Raw genomic sequence first — 19,354 nt, 5'->3', positions numbered from 1 at the left:
CTTGAGGAGTATGTGTCATGCCCATCATCGACCCCGGTGTCCATCTGATGATCGGCGCCCTGATCTTCCCAAACATGGATCAGTGCGATTTCACCGGACCGTTCGAGGCGCTTGCGCGCGTGCCCAACTCCACATTTGTGACGATAGCTCGAGATAAATCGCCTGTTCGCGATCTCAAGGGGCTTCGCTTCCTCCCTGACGTTTCGATGGAGGATGCGCCCAAACTCGATGTGTTGCTCGTACCGGGTGGGTACGGCCAGGAAGCGCTCATGCACGACGAAGATACTCTTGCCTTCATTCGTGCGCAGGCGCGTCACGCGCGCTATGTGTTCTCAGTATGTACCGGCGCACTGTTATGCGGCGCCGCGGGACTACTCGAGGGTAAACAGGCTACGACACACTGGACGGCGATGGAGGTGCTTCGCTATTACGGCGCCACGCCCACGCATGAGCGCGTTGTCGTAGACGGAAGCATGGTCAGCGCCGGCGGCGTTACCGCGGGTATCGATGGCTCGCTTGTCGTGGTGTCGCTCCTGCGAGGCAGTACCGTCGCCGAAGAGATTCAGCTCTACATGGCCTACGAACCCAAAACACCATTCACCGCAGGATCTCCGGATACCGCACCCGCCCATGTACTCAATGCGGTAACCGAGCAAGCGCGCGCGATTACCGAAGAACGCATAAAAACTGCGCGCCAATATCGAGCCCTACGAGACCGCGCGGCTGGCACGAACTAAGGAGACCGTGCTTAAACCGATCAGGTCCAGGTGTGCTGTCGCGCGGCCATGAGCGCCTTAGTTGATACCAACAGAGCGAGGATGTGATCTGCTCGCCCCCGGGTGTCTTGGCGTACTCCTTTACCTTCGGTTGATCTTCGCGATGGCGGCGATGCCATGTACGCAATTGGGCGTCGACATGGCCGGAGCTGAAGAAAACCACAGAGCGTCCGAAACCGGGGAGTAGAAAGTCAAATAGAGAGCTCAGTGCGAACCCACGCTCGAGGAAGTCGCTGGCGTGGACGACTCGGCGGCTGCGCGCTTGGGCGTGTCGGCTGGGCACCAGGTCTTGAGGCGCTTGCCTGCGCGGAAGAGATCAATGCATACACGCATTTCGGCCTGGAAGGCCAAGTCAGGCGTGTTTATCGGGCAGCCATACGATAGTGGCTTGCTGTCGTTGTACTCAGCGATGCAGGTCGACAGTGGCAGTGGCTTGCTCGGTTGCGGATCGCCGACCAGCGACGGCGGCGGCAGGTTGAGGCGCTCGTCGCGATCCATGGGCGAGGGCGGTGTAGGAGGCACGCCGCACAGCAAGTTGGAAGCCGTACTGCGCTTGGTGGGATCGCACATGCTTTTGGCGATCGCCTGGATTGCATCGCCTATATGACGACCCAACGCGCCACCAGCTGTTTCGTTCGGAGGCGGAAAATATTTATCGAAACGCGTGGGCTTGAAGTGCATGGGGTTAATGTCGTGCCGCATGATCTGACGATCGTCCGCGGGCTTGGCCGGCCTGGTCTTGACGCTTGCTGCTACCGAGGTGTTCGTCAGCGCGGGCGGTAGCCGTATCGAGCCATCTTTGGCGAACAAACGGGTTGAGGCCGGTGTGGCTACGGAGGCCGCCGGCGCGGGTGCCGTTTCATGGTCCTGCACGACCATCGCATCACGACGTGGCTTCTCGTGCGACACGGGGCGGGCGCGAGGGGGCGCTACTAACTCGGGCAGTGTGGGTGGCGCTGGCGGCGGCGCGGCGCGCGGCGCGCTGGTGTCATCCAGCAGACGCACTATCAGCAGTTGATCGTCCTCAACCGGTGCGATCGGCCGCATCGCAGACCACAGCATCAGCGCGAACAACGCGTGCAGCACCAATACCAACGCTAGCACGAGCACCCGCATCCGGCGCGTCAGCGCCAGCTGTCGCCAATGCTTGTGACCCAAGGTCTGATGTCGGCCCTGCCCGGAACGTTCGATGACACAGCCTCATTCAAGCCCATTACCCGCGCAAAACTTACGCATACCGTCCGCGCGTGTTGCGGCCAACGTTGGTAGACACGTTCTTTTACCAAGGGTTCCCTTGATGCAAAGCCCAACGAGGAAACCGGGGCCGAGGACGTACATGCCCTTTGGCTCCGGAGAAGCGCTATCTGCGCGACGAACTTGCGATCGCCCTCACTATCATCAGGCGTGCTAGGCAGCCCACCCACCCTTACCCCCCTATAACCCTGTCTAATCGCCCAAAGGGAGTTTGTCGCGAGATACAGGCAATGGAAAAACGAGTGCTATCGCGCACAAAATAACGGCTAGCCATCCCGTTCAACCTGACCAAGCGGGTAGATTGCAATGACGCGACTTCGAATCACCTCCGGCGGCTACGAATTTATTGCCGAGACCCACCCGGCTGCGCCACAAACGGTGCGCGCCTTTTTGAATCTCCTGCCATATCGCCAGAAGCTGATCCACGTGCGCTGGAGCGGCGAAGGTTGCTGGGTGCCGCTCGATGACTTCAAGCTGGAGAACGACGGCAACGCCGTGGGCTTTGAAAATCACACGAGCCATCCGTCGGTGGGCGACATCCTGTTTTATCCCGGCGGATATAGTGAAACGGAGATCATCCTGGCGTATGGCTCCTGCTGCTTTGCGAGCAAGGTGGGGCAACTGGCCGGCAATCACTTCCTGACTGTCGTCGAAGGCAAGGAACGTCTGCGCGAGCTCGGCGTCAAGGTGCTCTGGGAAGGCGCGCAAGACGTGCTGTTCGAACAAATCTAGTCAGCGCAGCACTGTTGCTTTATTCCGTCTGTCGTTGGTTTGCCATCTTCAATACCTGTTCGATGGCTTGGATCACCGCATCAGGATGGTCCAGCTGGATGTAGTGGTCCGAGCCGGGGACCACACTATTGCGACCGCGTGTCGAGCGGGAGGCAAGCTCATCGTGTCCACTCTTCCAAAGCTCGCTCATCGCTGAAATCTGTTTGGCGGGGAATCCCGCGTAATGCTTGTTACTGCTGGTCAAAACGATCAAGGGAAGGTCGCCCCAGTTGCGTCGGGCCGCATCCAATTCAGCGCCGTCGAGGTTTCCGCCGGAAGAAAGCGGGCTGGAAGACTCGTCTTCGGATTGCAAGGTGATCCAATGAGCCACGCTCATATCCCACCGGTCTTTGACGGCCCTTGCGGTTGCATTGTCGTGCGGATCCCGGTCCAGGCAATCCTGTATCCGCTTGGCATCCGTGGGCAGTTGTCCGGACTTCGCCACCGCAATGCATTCCGCATAATCAGGCGCGAACGACGCGAACCTTTCCTTGACGCCAGGTATCGCGTTGAACTTTTCATCTTGATGCGCGAAAGCAGGATCGACGAGCACCATACCCGCCATCTGTTTTAGATACCTGTCGGCAAACAGCGCGCCGTTCAACCCGGCCAACGAATGGCCGACAAACACGTAAGGCGGCTTCAAATGCGCCGCTACCAGTAATTGATGAAGGTCGGTCACTAACGCAGAGGTATCGCGCGGCAGCGGACCCGCATCCGAAAAGCCATAACCGGCGCGGTCATAGGTGCAAGCGGTTGTCAGACGCCCGATAGCGGGTTGGATGTATTCCCATGCAGTCGGAGGCCCACCCCAGCCATAATCGAATATGACCACCGGGCTGCCAGACCCCACGCAATACAGATTGAGCTTACGCCCGGCTGCTATTTCGACTAAACGATGGGCATGGTAGTAAGGCGCTGCAGCAGCGTCGAAGGCATGAGCGGGTTTTTCGATAACCGCCCCACATAGCAAAACGCTGCATAGTGATGCCAGCGATCGTCGTAGCTGTGTTTTCATGATGGGAGAGACATTGCCTGGTCAGCTGACAAATCATCGGGCTATGCATGGAAGGTGGCAATAGGCCAATGGGGGACATTCCAGGGTGAATAGGATCTCCGAGGTCAATGCGATATGTCGGGATCGTGGCGTTGGCGAACGTTTCATTCGCACTTGTTTGGTCCGCTTTTGTGATTCGTGCTCCTGCGTGCCTAATCCACGGTCGCGTCGCGCAGAATGACGTACGGACCACCACCCGTATGATATGGCTCCAGTGAGTAGGGCCGACTTCGGTGAAGCGCATGAGCCAAATTGGAAGACCTCCATGCGAAGAAAGCATAGTGCTCGAGGGCGCACCGGCAACGCCTTGCGCGATGCGGCTGCGGCGTTGGACGCTCGTGGCCACCATTCTGGGATCCAGCTTGGCATTTATTGATGGGACGATCGTCAACGTCGCGCTTCCCTCCATCCAGCGCGAGTTGAACGCCGCAACGTCTGATGCGCAATGGGTGATGGAGGCCTACGCGCTGTTTCTCGCCTCCCTTCTGCTGGTGGGTGGAGCGCTGGGAGACCGTTTCGGTCGCAAGCGAATCGTCATGATTGGCGCGAGTCTGTTCACGCTGGCCTCGATCGGTTGCTCGCTCTCCTGGGCCATGGAACCATTGATCATCGCGCGCGCCGCCCAAGGGATCGGTGCGGCTTTGCTCGTTCCAGGCAGCCTCGCGCTAATCAGTGCAACCTTCCCTCAATCGGAACGCGGTGCTGCCATTGGCACGTGGTCGGCCTTCAGTGGCATCACGGCTGCCATCGGGCCGGTTATTGGTGGTTTTCTCGTCGAACACTTCTCATGGAGGTGGGCCTTCCTGATCAATGTTCCTGTGGGCGTTGTTTTGTTGGCGATATGCGCAGCGAAAGTGCCCGAGAGCAAAGGAGTCACGAAGGCCGGCAACATCGATGTTTGGGGCGCCAGCCTGGTGACGATCGGTCTGGGCGGGGTGGTATTGGCCTTTATCGAGGCACCCAGCCGTGGCTGGTCAACGGCACCGATCTGGGGCTCCATGGCTGCCGGCGTTGTCGCGCTACTGTTGTTCGGGCTCGTCGAGGCGCGCGTTGCGTCGCCCATGCTACCCATGGCGCTTTTTCGCGAGCGTAACTTTGCCGTCGCCAACGTTCTCACGTTGCTGCTCTACGCTGCGCTGGGGGGCAGTCTATTCTTTTTGCCGTTGAACCTGATTCAAGTACAAGGGTATGGCGCGACCGCGGCGGGAGCTGCGTTGCTGCCATTCATCGCGATCATGTTCTTACTTTCGCGCTGGACAGGTGGCCTGGTCGACCGATTCGGCTCCAGGCTTCCGTTAGTGACCGGACCGGCGATCGCCGCCGTGGGATTCGTCCTGCTTGCGCTGCCGTCCTCGCATAGCAGCTACGGGACAGCGTTCTTCCCTGCCATATGCACTCTTGGCCTTGGCATGAGCGTGACGGTGGCGCCATTGACCACGACGGTAATGAACAGTGTCGCCAAAGACCTCGCAGGTACAGCATCGGGAATCAATAACGCGGCATCGCGAACGGCAGCGCTCTTGGCGATAGCTTTGTTTGGATTCATTCTCACACTCGTCTTCAATGCCACTTTGAACAGCGAATTGCGCAAATTGCATGCGCCGGCTGAACTTGTTTCGACGGTCTTGGCGCAGCGCCAGAAACTTGCGGGCATTACGATTCCCGGTGGCTATGGAGAAGTGACCGTAGCCGCAATGAAGCAGGCGGTGAAAGCATCATTTGTTTCGGGCTTTCGATGGGTAATGCTGCTATCGACCGCGTTGGCGTTATTAAGTGCGGTCAGCGCTTCGATGTTCACGGACGGCAAGGATGTGCGGCGGCAGCGGCATTCGCCTTAAGCATCAGGCGCAGATTTTCGATGTAAGCGTCGCGTGCAAGGAGGTATGCGTTTTCATGCGACGCATTTACCACAGGTATAAGGCACACATTAGGGTGCCCTTCGGGCAAATTTTGCACGAGCGCGTACGGTGTTACCTCATCAGCGGTTCCCTGAAATACCACTACAGGCATGGATGGAGTTTTCTCAATAAGTAACGGGGTCGAAAAGTCTTGCCTTCCTACCAGGGTACGGATGGGAAGTAATTTCCAGCCGATCAGTGACCAGTGGCGATCGATCCAGGTGCGGATGACCTGGGACAGTTCTGCCCCGAGCCCATCCGCGAGCAGCCCCTCAGGTTTGAACCGGGATGCTTCTACAAGCGCAACGGTGGCACCCAGCGATCGACCGATGAAGACGCTATGGCTCGCATTGCAAAGGCCGCGCTTGCTTACTTGTGAAATCGCTAACGCAACCTGGTCCGGTAAGAGATCAATCCGAGACTGGCCTCTGGCACCATCCTGCCCGGGATATGAAATCGCATAGATGTCCGCACCAAGGCTACGTATAGAGGGGAAAAGCGTTCTTTCATAGCCGGCGATCCCTCCGTGCTGACCTGGGAAGAAAAAGACACAGGAATGCCCTGCTTCGCCATACCGGCGCACCACGATAGTTGTCCCCGGTGCCACCCCCCACTCAAACCTCTTGTCTTCATGTGTTTGATCATCAGGCGATGCGCTAAAGACCAGCCGGTCGAGATTCCAACGAAGAAGGGCTGCGGGGAAGGCAAAATAGAACAGCGTTATTGCCGCAGCCGCGACTACCCAGGCGGAACACTTGGGGCGAAAACCGCTGTGACGACCGGAGTGCATGGAATCAAGCATGGGATAGCTAGCCTATTACGATTTGCGATTACAGCACTTCGCCGTGGATCGACCAACGTTCCGCGCCTGTAGCTATTACCTAGCAGGTAATTGAGGCACCGTCTGCCATTTTGCATAGTAATAACTGCAAGGAAACGTTCCTGGAGGCTGGCTTTGGTTTTGAGCACCCGCTGGAAGTGTTTGCGATGATCGCGGCATCGACCATCACGAACTACGCCGGCAACGCGGCTGAGCCGCCGCTGGAAGCTGACTTCCACGCACACGCCTGGAGTGCTTGATAAGCGCCTGCCGTCCCTTCAGTGATGACGTCCATGACTGCAGGGCGCACGTGATCGCCTTTTTCGCGACGAGGCTCCCCACTCTCATTCATTGAGGAGCTCATGCGATCCGTCCAGCAGGCACCGATCCTGGCAACCACCCTACTCATCATCGGATTATCCTAGGTGTCCCCATGCCCATCACCAACGGCACGATCATGGCCTCCGCACTCCATAAAGACTCCTCGCAAGGCGGCGTTCAAAACGAACTGGGCCCATTGATGCGCCATTGGCGTAGCAAGCGCGGGAAGAGTCAACTTGATATATCGCTGGATACAGGCATTTCCCAACGCCATATCAGTTTTATTGAAAGCGGCCGAAGCAACCCAAGCCGCCAGGCACTGATCGAGATCGCCCAGGCACTGGATATTCCACTGCGGGAGCGAAACCTGCTCCTGCAGGCCGCCGGTTATGCGGCGATTTATTCAGACAGTCCACTTGAAGCCCTGGAAATGCTCAGCCTTCGCAAAGCGTTGCAGCGAATGCTGCATCAGCACGCGCCCTTCCCTGCCATCGTGATGGACCGATACTGGAATGTCCTGATGACCAACGATGACGCCCCACGTTTTTTCAACTGCTTCATTGATATGTCGACGCGCCCCGAACCGCGCAACATGCTTCATCTCATCTTCGATCCCACAGGCATGCGCCCATTCGTGGTCAACTGGGAGCAGACCGTGCATAGCCTGATCCAGCGTGTGCATCGCGAATCCGTGGGACGTGTCGTGGACGAAAAGACCGAGGCGTTGCTACGCGCCCTCCATGCCTACCCTGACGTCAAGGCTGAGTGGATGACATCCAACGCCCATGCCATCTCACCGAGTTCGCCCGTGATCCCCTTGAGCTTCGCCAAGGATGGCATCGTCATGAACTATTTTTCGATGGTTTCGACGGTGGGAACACCGCATACGATCTGTGCGCAGGAGATTCGCATCGAATGCATGTTTCCTGCAGACGACATCACCGAAGCGAAACACCTTCAGATGCTCGGTCACTAACAGGGTATCCGCAGGTTACAGCAACCTGTTGACTGTTACGGGTGCTCTCCAGCGCGTCCGTCGAGCAAAGCGGAAAGGCGGTCAGGCGTACCTGCGATACGTTCGAGATGGGGATAGCGCAACCCTCCCCGATAGTCGATGGTGACGACGCGCTCGTTCCCATTGATATCGCCGCGGATATGTAGCGGTGTCGATCCGCCCGACTGGATCGCCGACAACAGCGCATGTGTCGAAAAGGGTTGCCCATTCACCTCGACCACGTGAGAACCCGGCGACAAACCCGCGCGGAAGGCGGGGCTGTTCCAGCGAACTGACTGAATATCTCCATCCGCACTGACCTGCAGACCGATCGAATAGTCGAGATTGATCACGCCGGCTTCTTCCTCATCCTGACGGAAGGTTTCGGTGGGCGTCGCGGTGTACACGAGTTTCCAGCCCGCACGCGCCAGGCCGGCAATCGCCTCATCCGTGCTGTGGGCGTGGAGATGCCGATCGAGGAACGCCGCCCAATCATCCGCAGCCACTTTATTCAGCGCATCACAGACATCCTGAAAAGTGTAGGTTCGTGTCGTTTGTGCACTGTCTTTGACAAAAAAAACGCGCGAGAAATCGTCCATACCATGTTGGCCGTGGCTCAGTTCGCGCAGCCGTGCGTCCACGTCCAGCCATAGCAGCACCCCTTCGGGGTAGTAGTCTTCGCGCCGCTGCCAATCGCGCCACGCGACATGATGCTTTGCCATGTAGATCGCATCATTCGTGCTGTCTTGCAAGTCTTTCCAGTGCCGCCCGCTACGGTTGGCGACGGTGGCGGCATCCAGCGCCAGTTTGTCCAGCGTCTGCTGGCGATCGCGCAAGCCTGCGCGGGCAGCCAACACGCGTCCCCAGAATTCAGTCTGCCCTTCATACACCCACAATAGCGATCCGCCGATCGGCTGATTGAAGGTGGGCGACCACAAATTGGCCGGCTGGCGCCAGCGGCCGTTCCATGCATGGACGAATTCGTGCGCGATCAGGTCGAGGTTGTTGAGCTGCTTGGCTGCATCGGTGAAGTAATTGGCGGGGAGATTGTTCTCCCCTTCTTCCAGATGTTCGACGCCGCCAGCATTGCCGTCGGGTGATAGGCTATCGCTGAGCGTGACGATCCCATCGTAGTGGCGATACGGCGGGGCACCAAACGTTTTCAGAGTCTGCGCGATGAGCGCTTTCATGCGCGTGATCTCAGGTGGAGTCACAGCAAGGTCGGCGTTCGCGTCGGCCAACAGATCCAGGGCCACCGGCCTGGTGGGATCGTCGTTGAGCAATATTCGACGTGTAAACGCGCCGGCATAGACGGGCGCATCGACCAATTGCTCCAGCGTGACAGGCCGGAAGTGCAGCGTACCGTCATCGACCGCGTAATAAGCCAGGGCCGTGTAAGGTGTCAGACGGTGCCGGAGCGCGAGCGTCGCGGCGATGGGAATATCCCGCACATACCAGCCGGCCGGATAAAGCAAAACGCGCTGCCACGGTACGATAACCATGTCGGGCCGCAACATGTGGGCCGACGCGGGCGCGAGAAACTGAAAATCCAGCACGATGGATTTGGCGCCCTTCGGTACGTCGATGTGGAAGGCATGCATATCCACCGGATCGCGCGTCCAATCCGACGGCTTGCCGTCAACGCGCACCATCAAACCCGCCAACTCCGTCACTGTGGCGGTCGGCGCGTGGCTGGCCGTTTCCCATTCGGGATACAACAAAACGATGTCGCCCGACGATTGAACGGGGATTGTCTCGTGGACGGAAAAAATCTGGTGATCGGTGTCGGTGGCATTGACCGCCAGTTCGATCGTGCCCTGGAACGGCCGATCCATGGGTGTGGGCGGCGGTGGCGGCAACGGGCTGGCGATCGGTCCCGAACCGACCTGTGCTGTGGCGGTCGCTGCCATCAAGAAGGACAACGCCATGGTTGCCAAGCCAATGCGCAAGTATCGGTCAATGCCCATGCGTGGAACGTTCATTGGTTGTGCCTGGACTTTGTGTTTAATCTGGACAATATATCCAGGTTGGCGTAAAAACAAGGCAACTTCGCTCCTCCATGCCAAACGTCATGGCCAAAACTGCAAAAACAAAACGCGCGGCGCTAACCCGTTTCTTCCCTGTCGCCGATGCTGTGGCTGCACTCTTCAAGCCACATGTCGAAGTAGTGATCCATGACCTGACCACCAACCAGATCGCTTACATCGTCAATGCCTTCTCCAAGCGACGTGTCGGCCAGTCATCTGCGGATGATCGATTCGACGAATCCACGCTGAAACGGGATGTCATCGGCCCCTACCGGAAAGTCAACCGCGATGGGCATAACTTGCGTTCGGTTACCGCCACGCTTCGCGACGATGAAGCGCGGCCGATGGCCATGATGTGCATCAATTTTGATGTGTCGGCACTGGAGCACATTGGCGAACAAGTTGCATCGCTGGCCTTCCTGCCAGGATCGCTGGAACCCCATGCGCCGTTCTTCCACGACAACTGGCGCCAGGCACTTGAGCGTGCCATCGGCAGTTTCGAAGCACGCGCAGGCGTCGCCGCGCCCTTGATGGACCCCGGCACACGGCGGCAGCTCATCAGCGAATTGGATGCGGCCGGGTTGTTGAATGTCCGCAACGCGCCCGCCGTTGTAGCCGAGCGTATGAGCATTTCGCGCGCAGGGTTATATGGCTACTTGAAAAGTATTCGCGAGCGTTAGTCCCTGGCGGTGTTCTGAAGTGGCAACATCACTTTTGATTCACTGATACACGCCTGCGATCAACACGTGCGGCGAGCCAAAGTTGCAGGGACGGCACGCACCCATCAGACCGTGCCGCCTGGGCGCGAGTCGTTGACGGCGACTCGCCTCAAACTTTCCAGAAAGGGGGTGATGGCTTTGTTATTTCAAAGCCTATTGAGGACCTTCATAAGCCGCAATTCCATTTTCTTAATAGACGTATAGGCGTCTATTCATAGATGAAGTTTAGACAAAAAGCGCCCCGCTCCAGCGGCACATTGTACAAAAAACACGATACGTATGCGGTGATTTGACAAACTTGAACCTAACCCAAACTTTCACGTTTGCAATTTCACACGTGGATGACGCACCTTTGTCCCGCCATCCACAGCAAAGAGGCATTTTCAGACGTGAAAAATAGGTCTGCGCTGAAAGGCGCACAGGGGCACTTCTTCCCGCATCAGGGTGTATCCATAGCGAACAAACTCAACCGCAAAATGTTGGTATCCGCAGCGTCGCTTGCACTATCGATGGTGACGTTTCCGGCTTTCGCAACCAATTGGTGGACACAGACACCTAGCGTGTCGATTGGCTCCACCGTCCTCAATGTCCGCAACTTCGGCGCCATGGGAAATGGCTCCACGGACGACACCAAGGCCATTCAGGCCGCCATCAATGCACTGCCATCCAGCGGTGGCACGATCGACGTGCCGGACGGCACATACATGATCAATGCGCTTGACGGGATCAGCTTGCGCTCACACACCCGCCTGTCACTGGCGAGCGGAGCCGCTCTCAAGGCGATCGGAAACAACGCCAGGCGCTACTGGGTTGTGAAGGTCTGGAACGCCAACAACGTCGAGATCGTCGGCGGAGGCATCATTGGCGATCGCTACAGCCATTACGGCAACAATGGCGGCGAATGGGGCTACGGCATCAACATTTCGTCTTCCGACAATGTCTACGTCCATGACATCACCGTGCAGGACTGCTGGGGTGACGGCCTGCTGATCGGCGCGCTCGGCTCAGGCAAAGGCATGGTGGAAGCCACCAACGTAACGCTCAACCGCGTCACGTCCAAAAACAATCGACGCCAGGGCATGTCGATCACACCTTCCAATCGCGTCTATGTTGTGAACAGCACGTTCACCGGCACCAACGGCACGGCGCCGCAGTCGGGCATCGACATCGAACCGCGAGCGCAAGGCTGGGCCTCGCAAATACGCCTGGAAAACACCAACCTCTCAGGCAATGACGGTAATGGCCTTGAGCTTCACCACAACGTGGACGCCCTGACGCTATACAAAGTCACGGCCGAGAACAACAAGGGCTTTGGCGTCTATTCCGGCGGTCCTAAAAACGTAAGCATCACCGACAGCACCTTGAGCCAGAACTACCTGTTCGGTGTGGACCTGGCCGTCGACACGACCTACGTAACGCTTGCCGACAACACCATCAACTATAACGGTGATGCGTGGTATTACGCGCACGGCAAGTCGATTTTCTCGAAGAGTACGACCCCGCGCGACATTGAGATCGCCCCGACGGCGACCAATATCACGCAGTCGAACAACATCATATCTCCGAAGTAACGCGCGAGGCCGCATGGGTCGACCGGAGGCGATCCATGCGGCTTTTTCTGGTGACTTCCTCGGGATGCGATGCTTGCAACAACACGATCAAAACTTACTGTGCTCGACCTGCCGCTCCCGCCGCATCAGTGTCCACTCTGCATGCTCGGTCAGTGCCGCATCGCCCAGCGAACGGAGGATGCTGCGTTTTTCGGTCGGATCATTCGTGCGGTCCAACGCGGTGCGCGCCCCGCTGAAAATGCGCTGCATGAAACGGTATTGCCGGATCAGTTCCTTGTCGGCTTTGCGATACGCATACGCCTCGCGGACAGCGGCCACAATGGAAAAGACGGCCATGATCATCACCAATGTCGTCTTGATGGCTTCTGGCAATTTGAGCGCGAACATGGCCAGAAATACGCTGATGGAAATACCCGTCCATAGGCTGATGGATCCGATGATTTCCGTAAGGTGATGCAGGCCTGCACAATCGGCGGTCTTTTTCTCGAAATAATGAAGTTGCCCTGATCGGCCCGATTCCCCCACCCATTCATTGATAACGCCAGTGAGCGCATCAGGCTCGGGTTTCTTGACGGGCTGCAAGCCCATGGCGCGCATCACATTTCGAATCCAACCCAATTCGACATTTTGTTTTTGGAGGAAATTGTCATGCGCGAACTCGTGATCGGTATCTTTCAAAATACCTGCTCGCCGCCAATAAAGCTGGACGCGCAAGCCTTCGGCCAACGCACGGTAGTCCAGATATTTCCTATGCCACTCGCGCCGGTGTGCAAGCGCGGCAACCAGTCCGCCGCAGGCGAACAGCAGCAGGAAGAAATAGATCATGTTGTCTTCCTGGGTGAGGTGGGCATAGAGCGTAAATGCAATGCCCATGAGCGCTGCGAGCGAGAACGTGATGCGCAGTGCAAGCAGGACTCGCTTCTGGAAATGCAAGGCCAGCCAATCGGCGGATCGAAATAGATGGTCTATGTCATGAATCGCGCTCTTGTCGGCGATTGCAAAGGCATCCGACGCGTCGATCTGTTCGATGTACTTGGCGCAGTCGCCGTTGAATTCGACCATGTGTTGAATCATCAGCTCGAATTCTTGCGGCATACGCTTGTTTGGCGATATGTCGTCTCCTGTGCGCCAGAGTGCCTGCAAAGGGCTCAACCCCTGAGCAACCGCGCCGTTTTCACCTTCGCGCGAACAAACGATGTGATAGAGCAGATGTTCGTCGCCGCCGCTGAGAATGTGCCGCGCCTGGCGAGAGCGTTCGGTGATGCCAGGCAATGAACCGTGGAGGTAATACTTGACGATCTGTCCGGTTCCACCAAGCCGCCCCAAATCTTTGCCATCCCAAATGGCGACGAGAATATGTGCGTGGCTGGCGATGAACACCCCCGCCTTTGCATATTGGCGGTTTCGCGCCTCGCCATGATGCTGCAGCTCCTCCCTCGATTGGCTCTTCAGCAGCGGCAGGCGGATCACATCGGCCCGTTGCAGCAGCTCCTCGAACTGTGCGCGAACCGCACGATCGGCAAAGTCCTCGACGTACATCTCCTTCGGCAGTGGTAGAGGCACCACCAGGCGGGCGCCCGTTGCCAATGCTTCGGCGGCGAAGAGCTGATCCCCACCTTCCGCCAGCGCGGAGAGCACAACCAGCGGCAAGGATGGAAACTCGCTTTTGAGCTGCGCCAGAAATGCGCGTACGCGTTCGCGAATCGGCGCTACCTCGGAGGTCGCGATGTTGCGGTGACTCGTGACGCCAATAACCAGGGGTGTCATGACAACCTCTGCGCAGCGAGGATCGAAAACCCCACCCAAGCGCAGCGCTGCCCGTGCTGGCACTGCACCCAGGAAATCCCGCGGGTGCTGGCCCTCCCCCGCCCTTGCGCAACTGCCCTGGAGCGCCCGCGGAGGCGAGCCTAGCACCAAAATGTGATGTGAATCACACTTTGGTGCTAGGCTCACGCGGTCGCTGAGGATGGGGCTGCACCAACGACTGCCCGGTCTTCCGTGACGTCCATGGCCAGGAAGGCCCAGCCTTCTCCTGGAGCGAGGCGTCATGACGCAGCCACTGGCGACACCGGATTATCGGTATCGCGCATTCATCAGCTATAGCCACCGGGATGCGTCCTGGGCTGCGTGGTTGCACAAGGCGCTGGAGACGTATCGCGTGCCGTCGCGCCTGGTCGGCAAACAGACGGCAGCCGGGAGCACACCGCGCCGGCTTGCTCCCATCTTCCGCGACCGTGACGAGTTGGCCAGCGCCACCGACCTGGGCAACAAGGTGCGCGAAGCCCTCGCGCAATCGGCCAATCTCATCGTCATTTGCTCGCCGTCTTCGGCAATATCCAGATGGGTACAGGAGGAAGTGCTCGCGTACAAACGACTCGGGCGCAGCGAACGTATTTTCTGTTTGATCGTCGATGGAGAACCGGGAGCAAGCGAACGCCCCGACGCTCAGCAACACGAATGCTTTGCGCCCGCGCTGCGCTCGCAGATCGACGCACTAGGAACACTGACGCACGCACCAGCCGAACCCATCGCCGCGGACGCCAGGGCCGGCAAAGATGGCCGGCGCAATGCCAAGCTGAAGTTGATTGCCGGCATGCTCGACCTCAGCTTCGACAGCCTCAAGCAGCGCGAGCTGCAGCGACGCAATCGTCGCTTGAGCATGATGACCGCCATGGCAATGAGCGTGGCTGCCATCACCGCATCACTGGCGATCGTAGCCATGCATGCGCGCAGCGCCGCCGAAGTGGCGCGCGCGGATGCCGAGCGCCGTCAGCGACAGGCCGAAGATCTGGTCGACTTCATGCTCGGCGACCTCAACGACAAGCTGCATCAAGCCGAGCGACTGGACATCATCCAGGATGTCGACAACAAGGCCATGACGTACTTTGCGTCGATGCCGACGACCGATGTTACCGATCAAGTGCTCGCACAGCGCGTCAAGATGCTGGAAAAAATCGGATCGGTGCAACAGGAGCAAGGCCATCTTCCCGAGGCGATCGCGTCATTCGATACCGCATCAACGCTCGCCTCGTCATTGGCAACCAAAGCGCCGCACGATATTGAACGGCAGGTGCAATGGGCGCGCATGCAAGCTTTCGTTGGCATGGCCCACTGGGACGAAGGGCGGCTCGATGCGGCACAGGACGCCTTCGAAAAAGCCCGCGGCATCTTGCTTAAGTCCGAACCGTATGCGCCACAAAATCTCCAATTGACGTTCGAACTTGAAATGGTCGACAACGACATGGGCCATGTGCTGGAAGCACGCGGCCAGCTCGACCTGGCGCGCGGGCCCTACACGAGCGCGCTGGCGTTGTCCCACAAGCTGGTCGCGGCGCAGCCCGAGCGAGCGGATTGGCAATCGGAATTGGGTGGCGCACATAACAATCTGGGCAAGCTGGCCCTGCTGCGCGGCGACCTGGCCGACGCACTAACCGAGTATCAAGCCGATTACGCCATCGAATCGATGCTTGCCGCGCAGCATCCGCAAGACATCAGCCAGCGTGAAACCGTGCTTACCGTGCAAGCCATTCTCGGGCGCACGCTCGCGCTGGCCGGGGCGGACGACGCGGGCATCCGCCGCATGCAGCAATCGGTGGACACGGCGAAAGAACTCGTCAAGAACAATCCGGATAACGGCGACTTCCAGCAGGACTTGGCTCGCTACTGTGGACAGTTGGCCCGTCTCAAGCGTCTGAACGGTGATCTGGATGCAGCAAAAGCGCTTACCGCGCAGTCACTCGCCGTCGTCAGCAATCTGGTTCGACAAAACCCCACGGACGCAGCCGTGCAGCGGCTTCATGGCGAGATACTGACAGAACAGTCGGCCGAGTCGCTGGCGTCGGGTCACGTGGACGACACGCGCGCGCAAGCACAGCTGGCGACGGATGCACTCCAGCCGTTGCTCGCCAAGCAACCGCATGAGCGCTCCATTGTGCTGATGAATATGGCGGCCCAATTGCTGCTGGCTGCCACCAGTTCCAATACAGACGAAGCCAGGCGCGGGTGGTTGGACGTGGTCGCGACCGCGCAGGACCAGCCCAGCGGCCAAGGTGATCCTCGTCTGCTGTCGATGGAAGCTCAGGCGCTCCTGGCGCTTGGCGACACAGCGAAGGTACACGCCTTGACCAAGCAGTTGTGGAATAGCGGCTATCGCGATGCCGAGTGGCTCGCCATCTTGCGGCGCGGGCATTGGGCTTATCCGGTCAACGCGGAGTTCCAGAAACGAATGCTGGCGCAGAGCCAGGGGAGCCAGATTTCCGACTGATCGGATCAGTCGAAGGCATGGAAGCTCGATCAGGTACGGAGCCCATAGATACCAGACTCGGGAGGTCTCCATGAAGCACGGCAATTCCAAAAACATCGACATGAACGTAGAGCTTTACCGCGACCCAACGGACGGATGGGAAGCGAACCTTCTGGTCGTCAATCGCGGTAAGCATCATCAGGAATTCGAGAAAATCACCGCTGGCGACGAACCCTACACCATTACCTGGACGCTGACGGGAAATGCGAGCAGCGGCGAGTTCTGCGCGCTGGATGATGCACAAAATCCAGGCTTCGCCTGGCTCGTCCGGCATCCTGGTGAAAAGGTGTTCCGGCAGCTTCGCCACCATGGCAAGGCGATCAGCATGCAAAACCATCACCATGACAGAAGCAGCGAGGGCATCTGGCATTACCAACTGTTCGCAACCTTTGGCAACAAGGTCTACGGCATCCCGCTGACCTTCAGTTGCGGCACCGGGATGGAGAGCCCGAACCCGACCATCAAGAACACCTGAGATCGATCAAACCATGGGCCGCGTCGTTTCCGTCAATGTTGGCCTTCCGGCCGACGTGGCGTGGCGGGGCAAGGTCGTTCGGACGGCTATCTGGAAACACCCGGTAAACCAGCGGGTGATGGTGCGGCATCTCAATATCGATGGTGATGCGCAAGGGGACCCTCAGAGCCATGGTGGCGTGCATCGGGCTGTCATGGTCTACCAGCTCGCTTCTTACCGCTATTGGGAGCAGGTGCTGCACCGGACGCTGAGCGAATACGGCATGTTCGGAGAGAATCTGACGGTCGAGGGCCTCGCTGACGACCAGGTGTGCGTCGGCGACAGATATCGCATCGGCAGCGCTCTGCTGGAAGTGTCGCAGCCGCGTGTCACGTGTTATCGCGTTGGCATACGGATGGACGAACCACGCATGCCCGCGCTACTCGTTTCGCATCGAAGGCCCGGGTTCTATCTTCGCGTCATTGAAGAGGGAGAGATCGGCGCGGGCGACGAAATCATTCGCACCGAGCAAGGCCGCGAAGGATTGACCGTCGCAGAAGTCGATGCCCTGCTCTATTTGCCCGAGCATCCCGCAGATCGCATCCGACGCGCCGCAAGCGAGCCATCGCTTGGTCCGGGATGGAGGCGTTCGTTCGAGGCGCTACTGGCGAACACGTCGGGATCGCCAGGTAACGCAGGACTCACGCCGGTGCTTGCGGCAGTGGCGTGGCAGGGTTTTCGTATGCTCAAGGTGGTCAAGGTCGTCAAGGAGAGCGACAGCGTTAAGTCGCTGCTCCTGACCGCAAACGAACCTCCTTATCTGTCCCCTCCTGCAGCCGGATCATTTGTGGTGATGCGTCTTCCCGGTGCCGTGGGCGGCGGGGTGGTCACTCGCAGCTACTCCATTTCCAACCTGGGCCAAGGAGGCATGTACCGCGTCAGCGTAAAGCTCGGTTCGGGCGATGGAAGCCGGTACATACACAGCAGCGTTCGTGCGGGCGATCTTATCGAAGTCAGTGCGCCGCGCGGAATATTTACGCTGCGAGACGATAAAAAGCCGGTTGCCTTGCTGAGCGCGGGCATCGGCATCACGCCAGTGCTTGGCATGCTTCATCAGCTGGTGGCGGACCAAACCATCGATCGTGATGTGTATTGGATCTATGGTGCACGCAATGGCGCAGAGCATCCCTTTGCCTCGGAAGTGCGTCATCTGCTCGACGCCCTGCCTCGTGTCCATGTTCTTGTCGCTTACAGTCAGCCACGCGCCGAAGATCGGCTTGGACGTGATTTCGATGTGTCAGAACGCATCAGCGTAGCAACGGTCCAGCGGCTGGGTATACCCATCACGGCCCAGTTTTATCTATGCGGCCCGTCGAGTTTCATCGCCGATCTCGTTACTGGGCTGAAGGATATGGGCGTAACGAGCGCAACTATTCATACGGAGATCTTCGGCAGCGTAGCGTCGATAACGCCAGGTATCGTTGCAGGGCCGGCTAGAAGCCCTCACGTACCCGAAGGGCCTCAAGGAGACGGGCCAATCGTTCGCTTCAGTCGAAGCGGTTTGGCCATACCATGGTCCGAAAAATTCCAAAACGTGCTTGAGTTCGCCGAAGCCTGCGACATTCCAGTCCGGTGGGCATGCCGTACCGGCGTGTGCCACACCTGCGAGACCGCGCTCATCGGCGGCCACATCAGCTACGACCCACAGCCGATCGACGCGCCCGTCAATGGCAATGTGCTCATATGCTGTGCGCGGCCCACGACCGATATCGAAATCGATCTTTGAATCCGGCCCATCGCCGATAAAAGCATCTGATCTCTATTTGGATCCGTTGATGCTCTTGCGACGCCTGCTGAGCCATCCATCCAGCGACAGCGGACCGGCACCGCCGATGCACAACGCAATTAAGGCAGCCAAATAGAGCATGTCGGTTTCGTAACCGGGCTGACCAAAATGGGCGCCCGCGGCGTCGTAAGACATGAGCTTGATAGAGCTGAATCCGTTGGGCAAGTGAACCGTGAATGTGGCAACCAACAGAACTACAATCATCGGAATAGTGGCTACCGGCACCAAAGCGCCCGCAAGAATCATCAAGCCACCCAGAAGCTCGATCACGATGGTCGCCCATCCAAAGAAGTCGGCAAAGGGCAAGCCGATAGCGTGAAGAATCCCAATAAAAACCCCGGGCCCATGCATAAGCTTCGCATAGCCGTGTTCCATGAACCCATAGCCCACGATAAGGCGAAGCGGCAGTGCGTACCAACCGCATGGAAGTGGTAACGGTGCAATGGCGAATTTACGGAGAAAGTTTGTCTTCGGCATGGACCTTACTGTGATGATGACTCCAAGAATATTCGCCGCGATAACGGCTTTGGTTACAGCCATCTT

16 protein-coding genes are annotated in these 19,354 nt (G+C 58.5%); 10 read left to right on the top strand and 6 right to left on the bottom strand.

Features of this window, described 5'->3' with window-relative positions; translation table 11 throughout:
• The first annotated feature begins 17 nt into the window (after positions 1–17).
• A complete protein-coding gene (locus DWU98_RS04170; protein ID WP_196239470.1) occupies positions 18–737 on the top strand; it encodes a DJ-1/PfpI family protein in 720 nt (239 codons plus the stop codon).
• A 243-nt stretch (positions 738–980) separates the two neighbouring features.
• Here DWU98_RS04170 and DWU98_RS04165 read toward each other — a convergent pair whose 3' ends face one another.
• Positions 981–1,934: a hypothetical protein gene (locus tag DWU98_RS04165; RefSeq protein WP_230474673.1), complete on the bottom strand. Its 954-nt coding sequence runs from the start codon at positions 1,932–1,934 to the stop codon at positions 981–983.
• A gap of 402 nt (positions 1,935–2,336) precedes the next feature.
• On the opposite strand from DWU98_RS04165, the gene DWU98_RS04160 reads away from it, so the two are divergent.
• On the top strand, positions 2,337–2,762 hold the full coding sequence (locus tag DWU98_RS04160) for a DUF3830 family protein (RefSeq protein WP_115494248.1): 426 nt from the start codon (positions 2,337–2,339) through the stop codon (positions 2,760–2,762).
• A gap of 19 nt (positions 2,763–2,781) precedes the next feature.
• Here the strand turns inward: DWU98_RS04160 and DWU98_RS04155 are convergent, their stop codons facing one another.
• The gene (locus DWU98_RS04155; RefSeq protein WP_115494247.1) at positions 2,782–3,819 is read right to left on the bottom strand and encodes an alpha/beta hydrolase; all 1,038 of its coding nucleotides are present in this window, start codon (positions 3,817–3,819) and stop codon (positions 2,782–2,784) included.
• 281 nt (positions 3,820–4,100) lie between these two features.
• Between DWU98_RS04155 and DWU98_RS04150 the strand changes: the two genes are divergently transcribed.
• Complete coding sequence (locus DWU98_RS04150; RefSeq protein WP_115494246.1) at positions 4,101–5,696, top strand: MFS transporter; 1,596 nt, start codon at positions 4,101–4,103, stop codon at positions 5,694–5,696.
• Here DWU98_RS04150 and DWU98_RS04145 read toward each other — a convergent pair.
• Complete coding sequence (locus DWU98_RS04145) at positions 5,653–6,558, bottom strand: alpha/beta fold hydrolase (protein ID WP_147293207.1); 906 nt, start codon at positions 6,556–6,558, stop codon at positions 5,653–5,655. The genes DWU98_RS04150 and DWU98_RS04145 overlap by 44 nt on opposite strands.
• A gap of 110 nt (positions 6,559–6,668) precedes the next feature.
• Between DWU98_RS04145 and DWU98_RS21890 the strand changes: the two genes are divergently transcribed.
• Together DWU98_RS21890 and DWU98_RS04140 are read left to right on the top strand one after the other, a co-directional pair.
• Positions 6,669–6,836 carry a hypothetical protein gene (locus DWU98_RS21890; RefSeq protein WP_158544956.1) on the top strand — a complete coding sequence of 56 codons (168 nt, stop codon included), beginning with the start codon at positions 6,669–6,671 and terminating at the stop codon, positions 6,834–6,836.
• Between the two features lie 173 nt (positions 6,837–7,009).
• Positions 7,010–7,873, top strand: coding sequence for a helix-turn-helix domain-containing protein (locus DWU98_RS04140; RefSeq protein ID WP_230474671.1), 864 nt, complete (start codon positions 7,010–7,012; stop codon positions 7,871–7,873).
• 35 nt (positions 7,874–7,908) lie between these two features.
• Here DWU98_RS04140 and DWU98_RS04135 read toward each other — a convergent pair whose 3' ends face one another.
• Positions 7,909–9,873: a M61 family metallopeptidase gene (locus DWU98_RS04135; RefSeq protein ID WP_115494244.1), complete on the bottom strand. Its 1,965-nt coding sequence runs from the start codon at positions 9,871–9,873 to the stop codon at positions 7,909–7,911.
• An 89-nt stretch (positions 9,874–9,962) separates the two neighbouring features.
• Between DWU98_RS04135 and DWU98_RS04130 the strand changes: the two genes are divergently transcribed.
• Both DWU98_RS04130 and DWU98_RS04125 read left to right on the top strand, forming a co-directional pair.
• On the top strand, positions 9,963–10,598 hold the full coding sequence (locus DWU98_RS04130; protein WP_158544954.1) for a helix-turn-helix transcriptional regulator: 636 nt from the start codon (positions 9,963–9,965) through the stop codon (positions 10,596–10,598).
• A gap of 428 nt (positions 10,599–11,026) precedes the next feature.
• Positions 11,027–12,208: a right-handed parallel beta-helix repeat-containing protein gene (locus DWU98_RS04125; protein ID WP_158544953.1), complete on the top strand. Its 1,182-nt coding sequence runs from the start codon at positions 11,027–11,029 to the stop codon at positions 12,206–12,208.
• 87 nt (positions 12,209–12,295) lie between these two features.
• Here DWU98_RS04125 and DWU98_RS04120 read toward each other — a convergent pair whose 3' ends face one another.
• Complete coding sequence (locus DWU98_RS04120; protein WP_230474670.1) at positions 12,296–13,858, bottom strand: hypothetical protein; 1,563 nt, start codon at positions 13,856–13,858, stop codon at positions 12,296–12,298.
• 397 nt (positions 13,859–14,255) lie between these two features.
• Here DWU98_RS04120 and DWU98_RS04115 point away from each other — a divergent pair, with 397 nt between their 5' ends.
• The 3 genes from DWU98_RS04115 (at position 14,256) to DWU98_RS04105 (ending at position 18,751) form a co-directional block, all read left to right on the top strand.
• The gene (locus DWU98_RS04115) at positions 14,256–16,472 is read left to right on the top strand and encodes a TIR domain-containing protein (protein WP_115494240.1); all 2,217 of its coding nucleotides are present in this window, start codon (positions 14,256–14,258) and stop codon (positions 16,470–16,472) included.
• A 70-nt stretch (positions 16,473–16,542) separates the two neighbouring features.
• Positions 16,543–16,986, top strand: a complete 444-nt coding sequence (locus tag DWU98_RS04110) for a hypothetical protein (protein WP_115494239.1) — start codon at positions 16,543–16,545, stop codon at positions 16,984–16,986.
• A gap of 13 nt (positions 16,987–16,999) precedes the next feature.
• Complete coding sequence (locus tag DWU98_RS04105; RefSeq protein ID WP_115494238.1) at positions 17,000–18,751, top strand: MOSC and FAD-binding oxidoreductase domain-containing protein; 1,752 nt, start codon at positions 17,000–17,002, stop codon at positions 18,749–18,751.
• A gap of 33 nt (positions 18,752–18,784) precedes the next feature.
• Here DWU98_RS04105 and DWU98_RS04100 read toward each other — a convergent pair whose 3' ends face one another.
• A complete protein-coding gene (locus DWU98_RS04100) occupies positions 18,785–19,351 on the bottom strand; it encodes a DoxX family protein (protein WP_230474669.1) in 567 nt (188 codons plus the stop codon).
• Positions 19,352–19,354: the final 3 nt, after the last annotated feature.

This window comes from Dyella monticola (genome assembly GCF_003363155.1).
Lineage (GTDB): Bacteria > Pseudomonadota > Gammaproteobacteria > Xanthomonadales > Rhodanobacteraceae > Dyella_B > Dyella_B monticola.
Note: the sequence above shows the minus strand (reverse complement) of the source record. Positions and strands in the feature narration are given on the sequence as shown.

What these genes read in the sequence shown, in the direction of transcription:
- DWU98_RS04170 (WP_196239470.1), top strand. Translation starts at nt 18, where the DNA reads ATGCCCATCATCGACCCCGGTGTCCATCTGATGATCGGCGCCCTGATC.
- DWU98_RS04160 (WP_115494248.1), top strand. Translation starts at nt 2,337, where the DNA reads ATGACGCGACTTCGAATCACCTCCGGCGGCTACGAATTTATTGCCGAG.
- DWU98_RS04155 (WP_115494247.1), bottom strand. Translation starts at nt 3,819, where the DNA reads ATGAAAACACAGCTACGACGATCGCTGGCATCACTATGCAGCGTTTTG.
- DWU98_RS04150 (WP_115494246.1), top strand. Translation starts at nt 4,101, where the DNA reads ATGAGCCAAATTGGAAGACCTCCATGCGAAGAAAGCATAGTGCTCGAG.
- DWU98_RS04145 (WP_147293207.1), bottom strand. Translation starts at nt 6,558, where the DNA reads ATGCTTGATTCCATGCACTCCGGTCGTCACAGCGGTTTTCGCCCCAAG.
- DWU98_RS04140 (WP_230474671.1), top strand. Translation starts at nt 7,010, where the DNA reads ATGCCCATCACCAACGGCACGATCATGGCCTCCGCACTCCATAAAGAC.
- DWU98_RS04135 (WP_115494244.1), bottom strand. Translation starts at nt 9,873, where the DNA reads ATGAACGTTCCACGCATGGGCATTGACCGATACTTGCGCATTGGCTTG.
- DWU98_RS04130 (WP_158544954.1), top strand. Translation starts at nt 9,963, where the DNA reads ATGGCCAAAACTGCAAAAACAAAACGCGCGGCGCTAACCCGTTTCTTC.
- DWU98_RS04115 (WP_115494240.1), top strand. Translation starts at nt 14,256, where the DNA reads ATGACGCAGCCACTGGCGACACCGGATTATCGGTATCGCGCATTCATC.
- DWU98_RS04110 (WP_115494239.1), top strand. Translation starts at nt 16,543, where the DNA reads ATGAAGCACGGCAATTCCAAAAACATCGACATGAACGTAGAGCTTTAC.
- DWU98_RS04105 (WP_115494238.1), top strand. Translation starts at nt 17,000, where the DNA reads ATGGGCCGCGTCGTTTCCGTCAATGTTGGCCTTCCGGCCGACGTGGCG.
- DWU98_RS04100 (WP_230474669.1), bottom strand. Translation starts at nt 19,351, where the DNA reads ATGGCTGTAACCAAAGCCGTTATCGCGGCGAATATTCTTGGAGTCATC.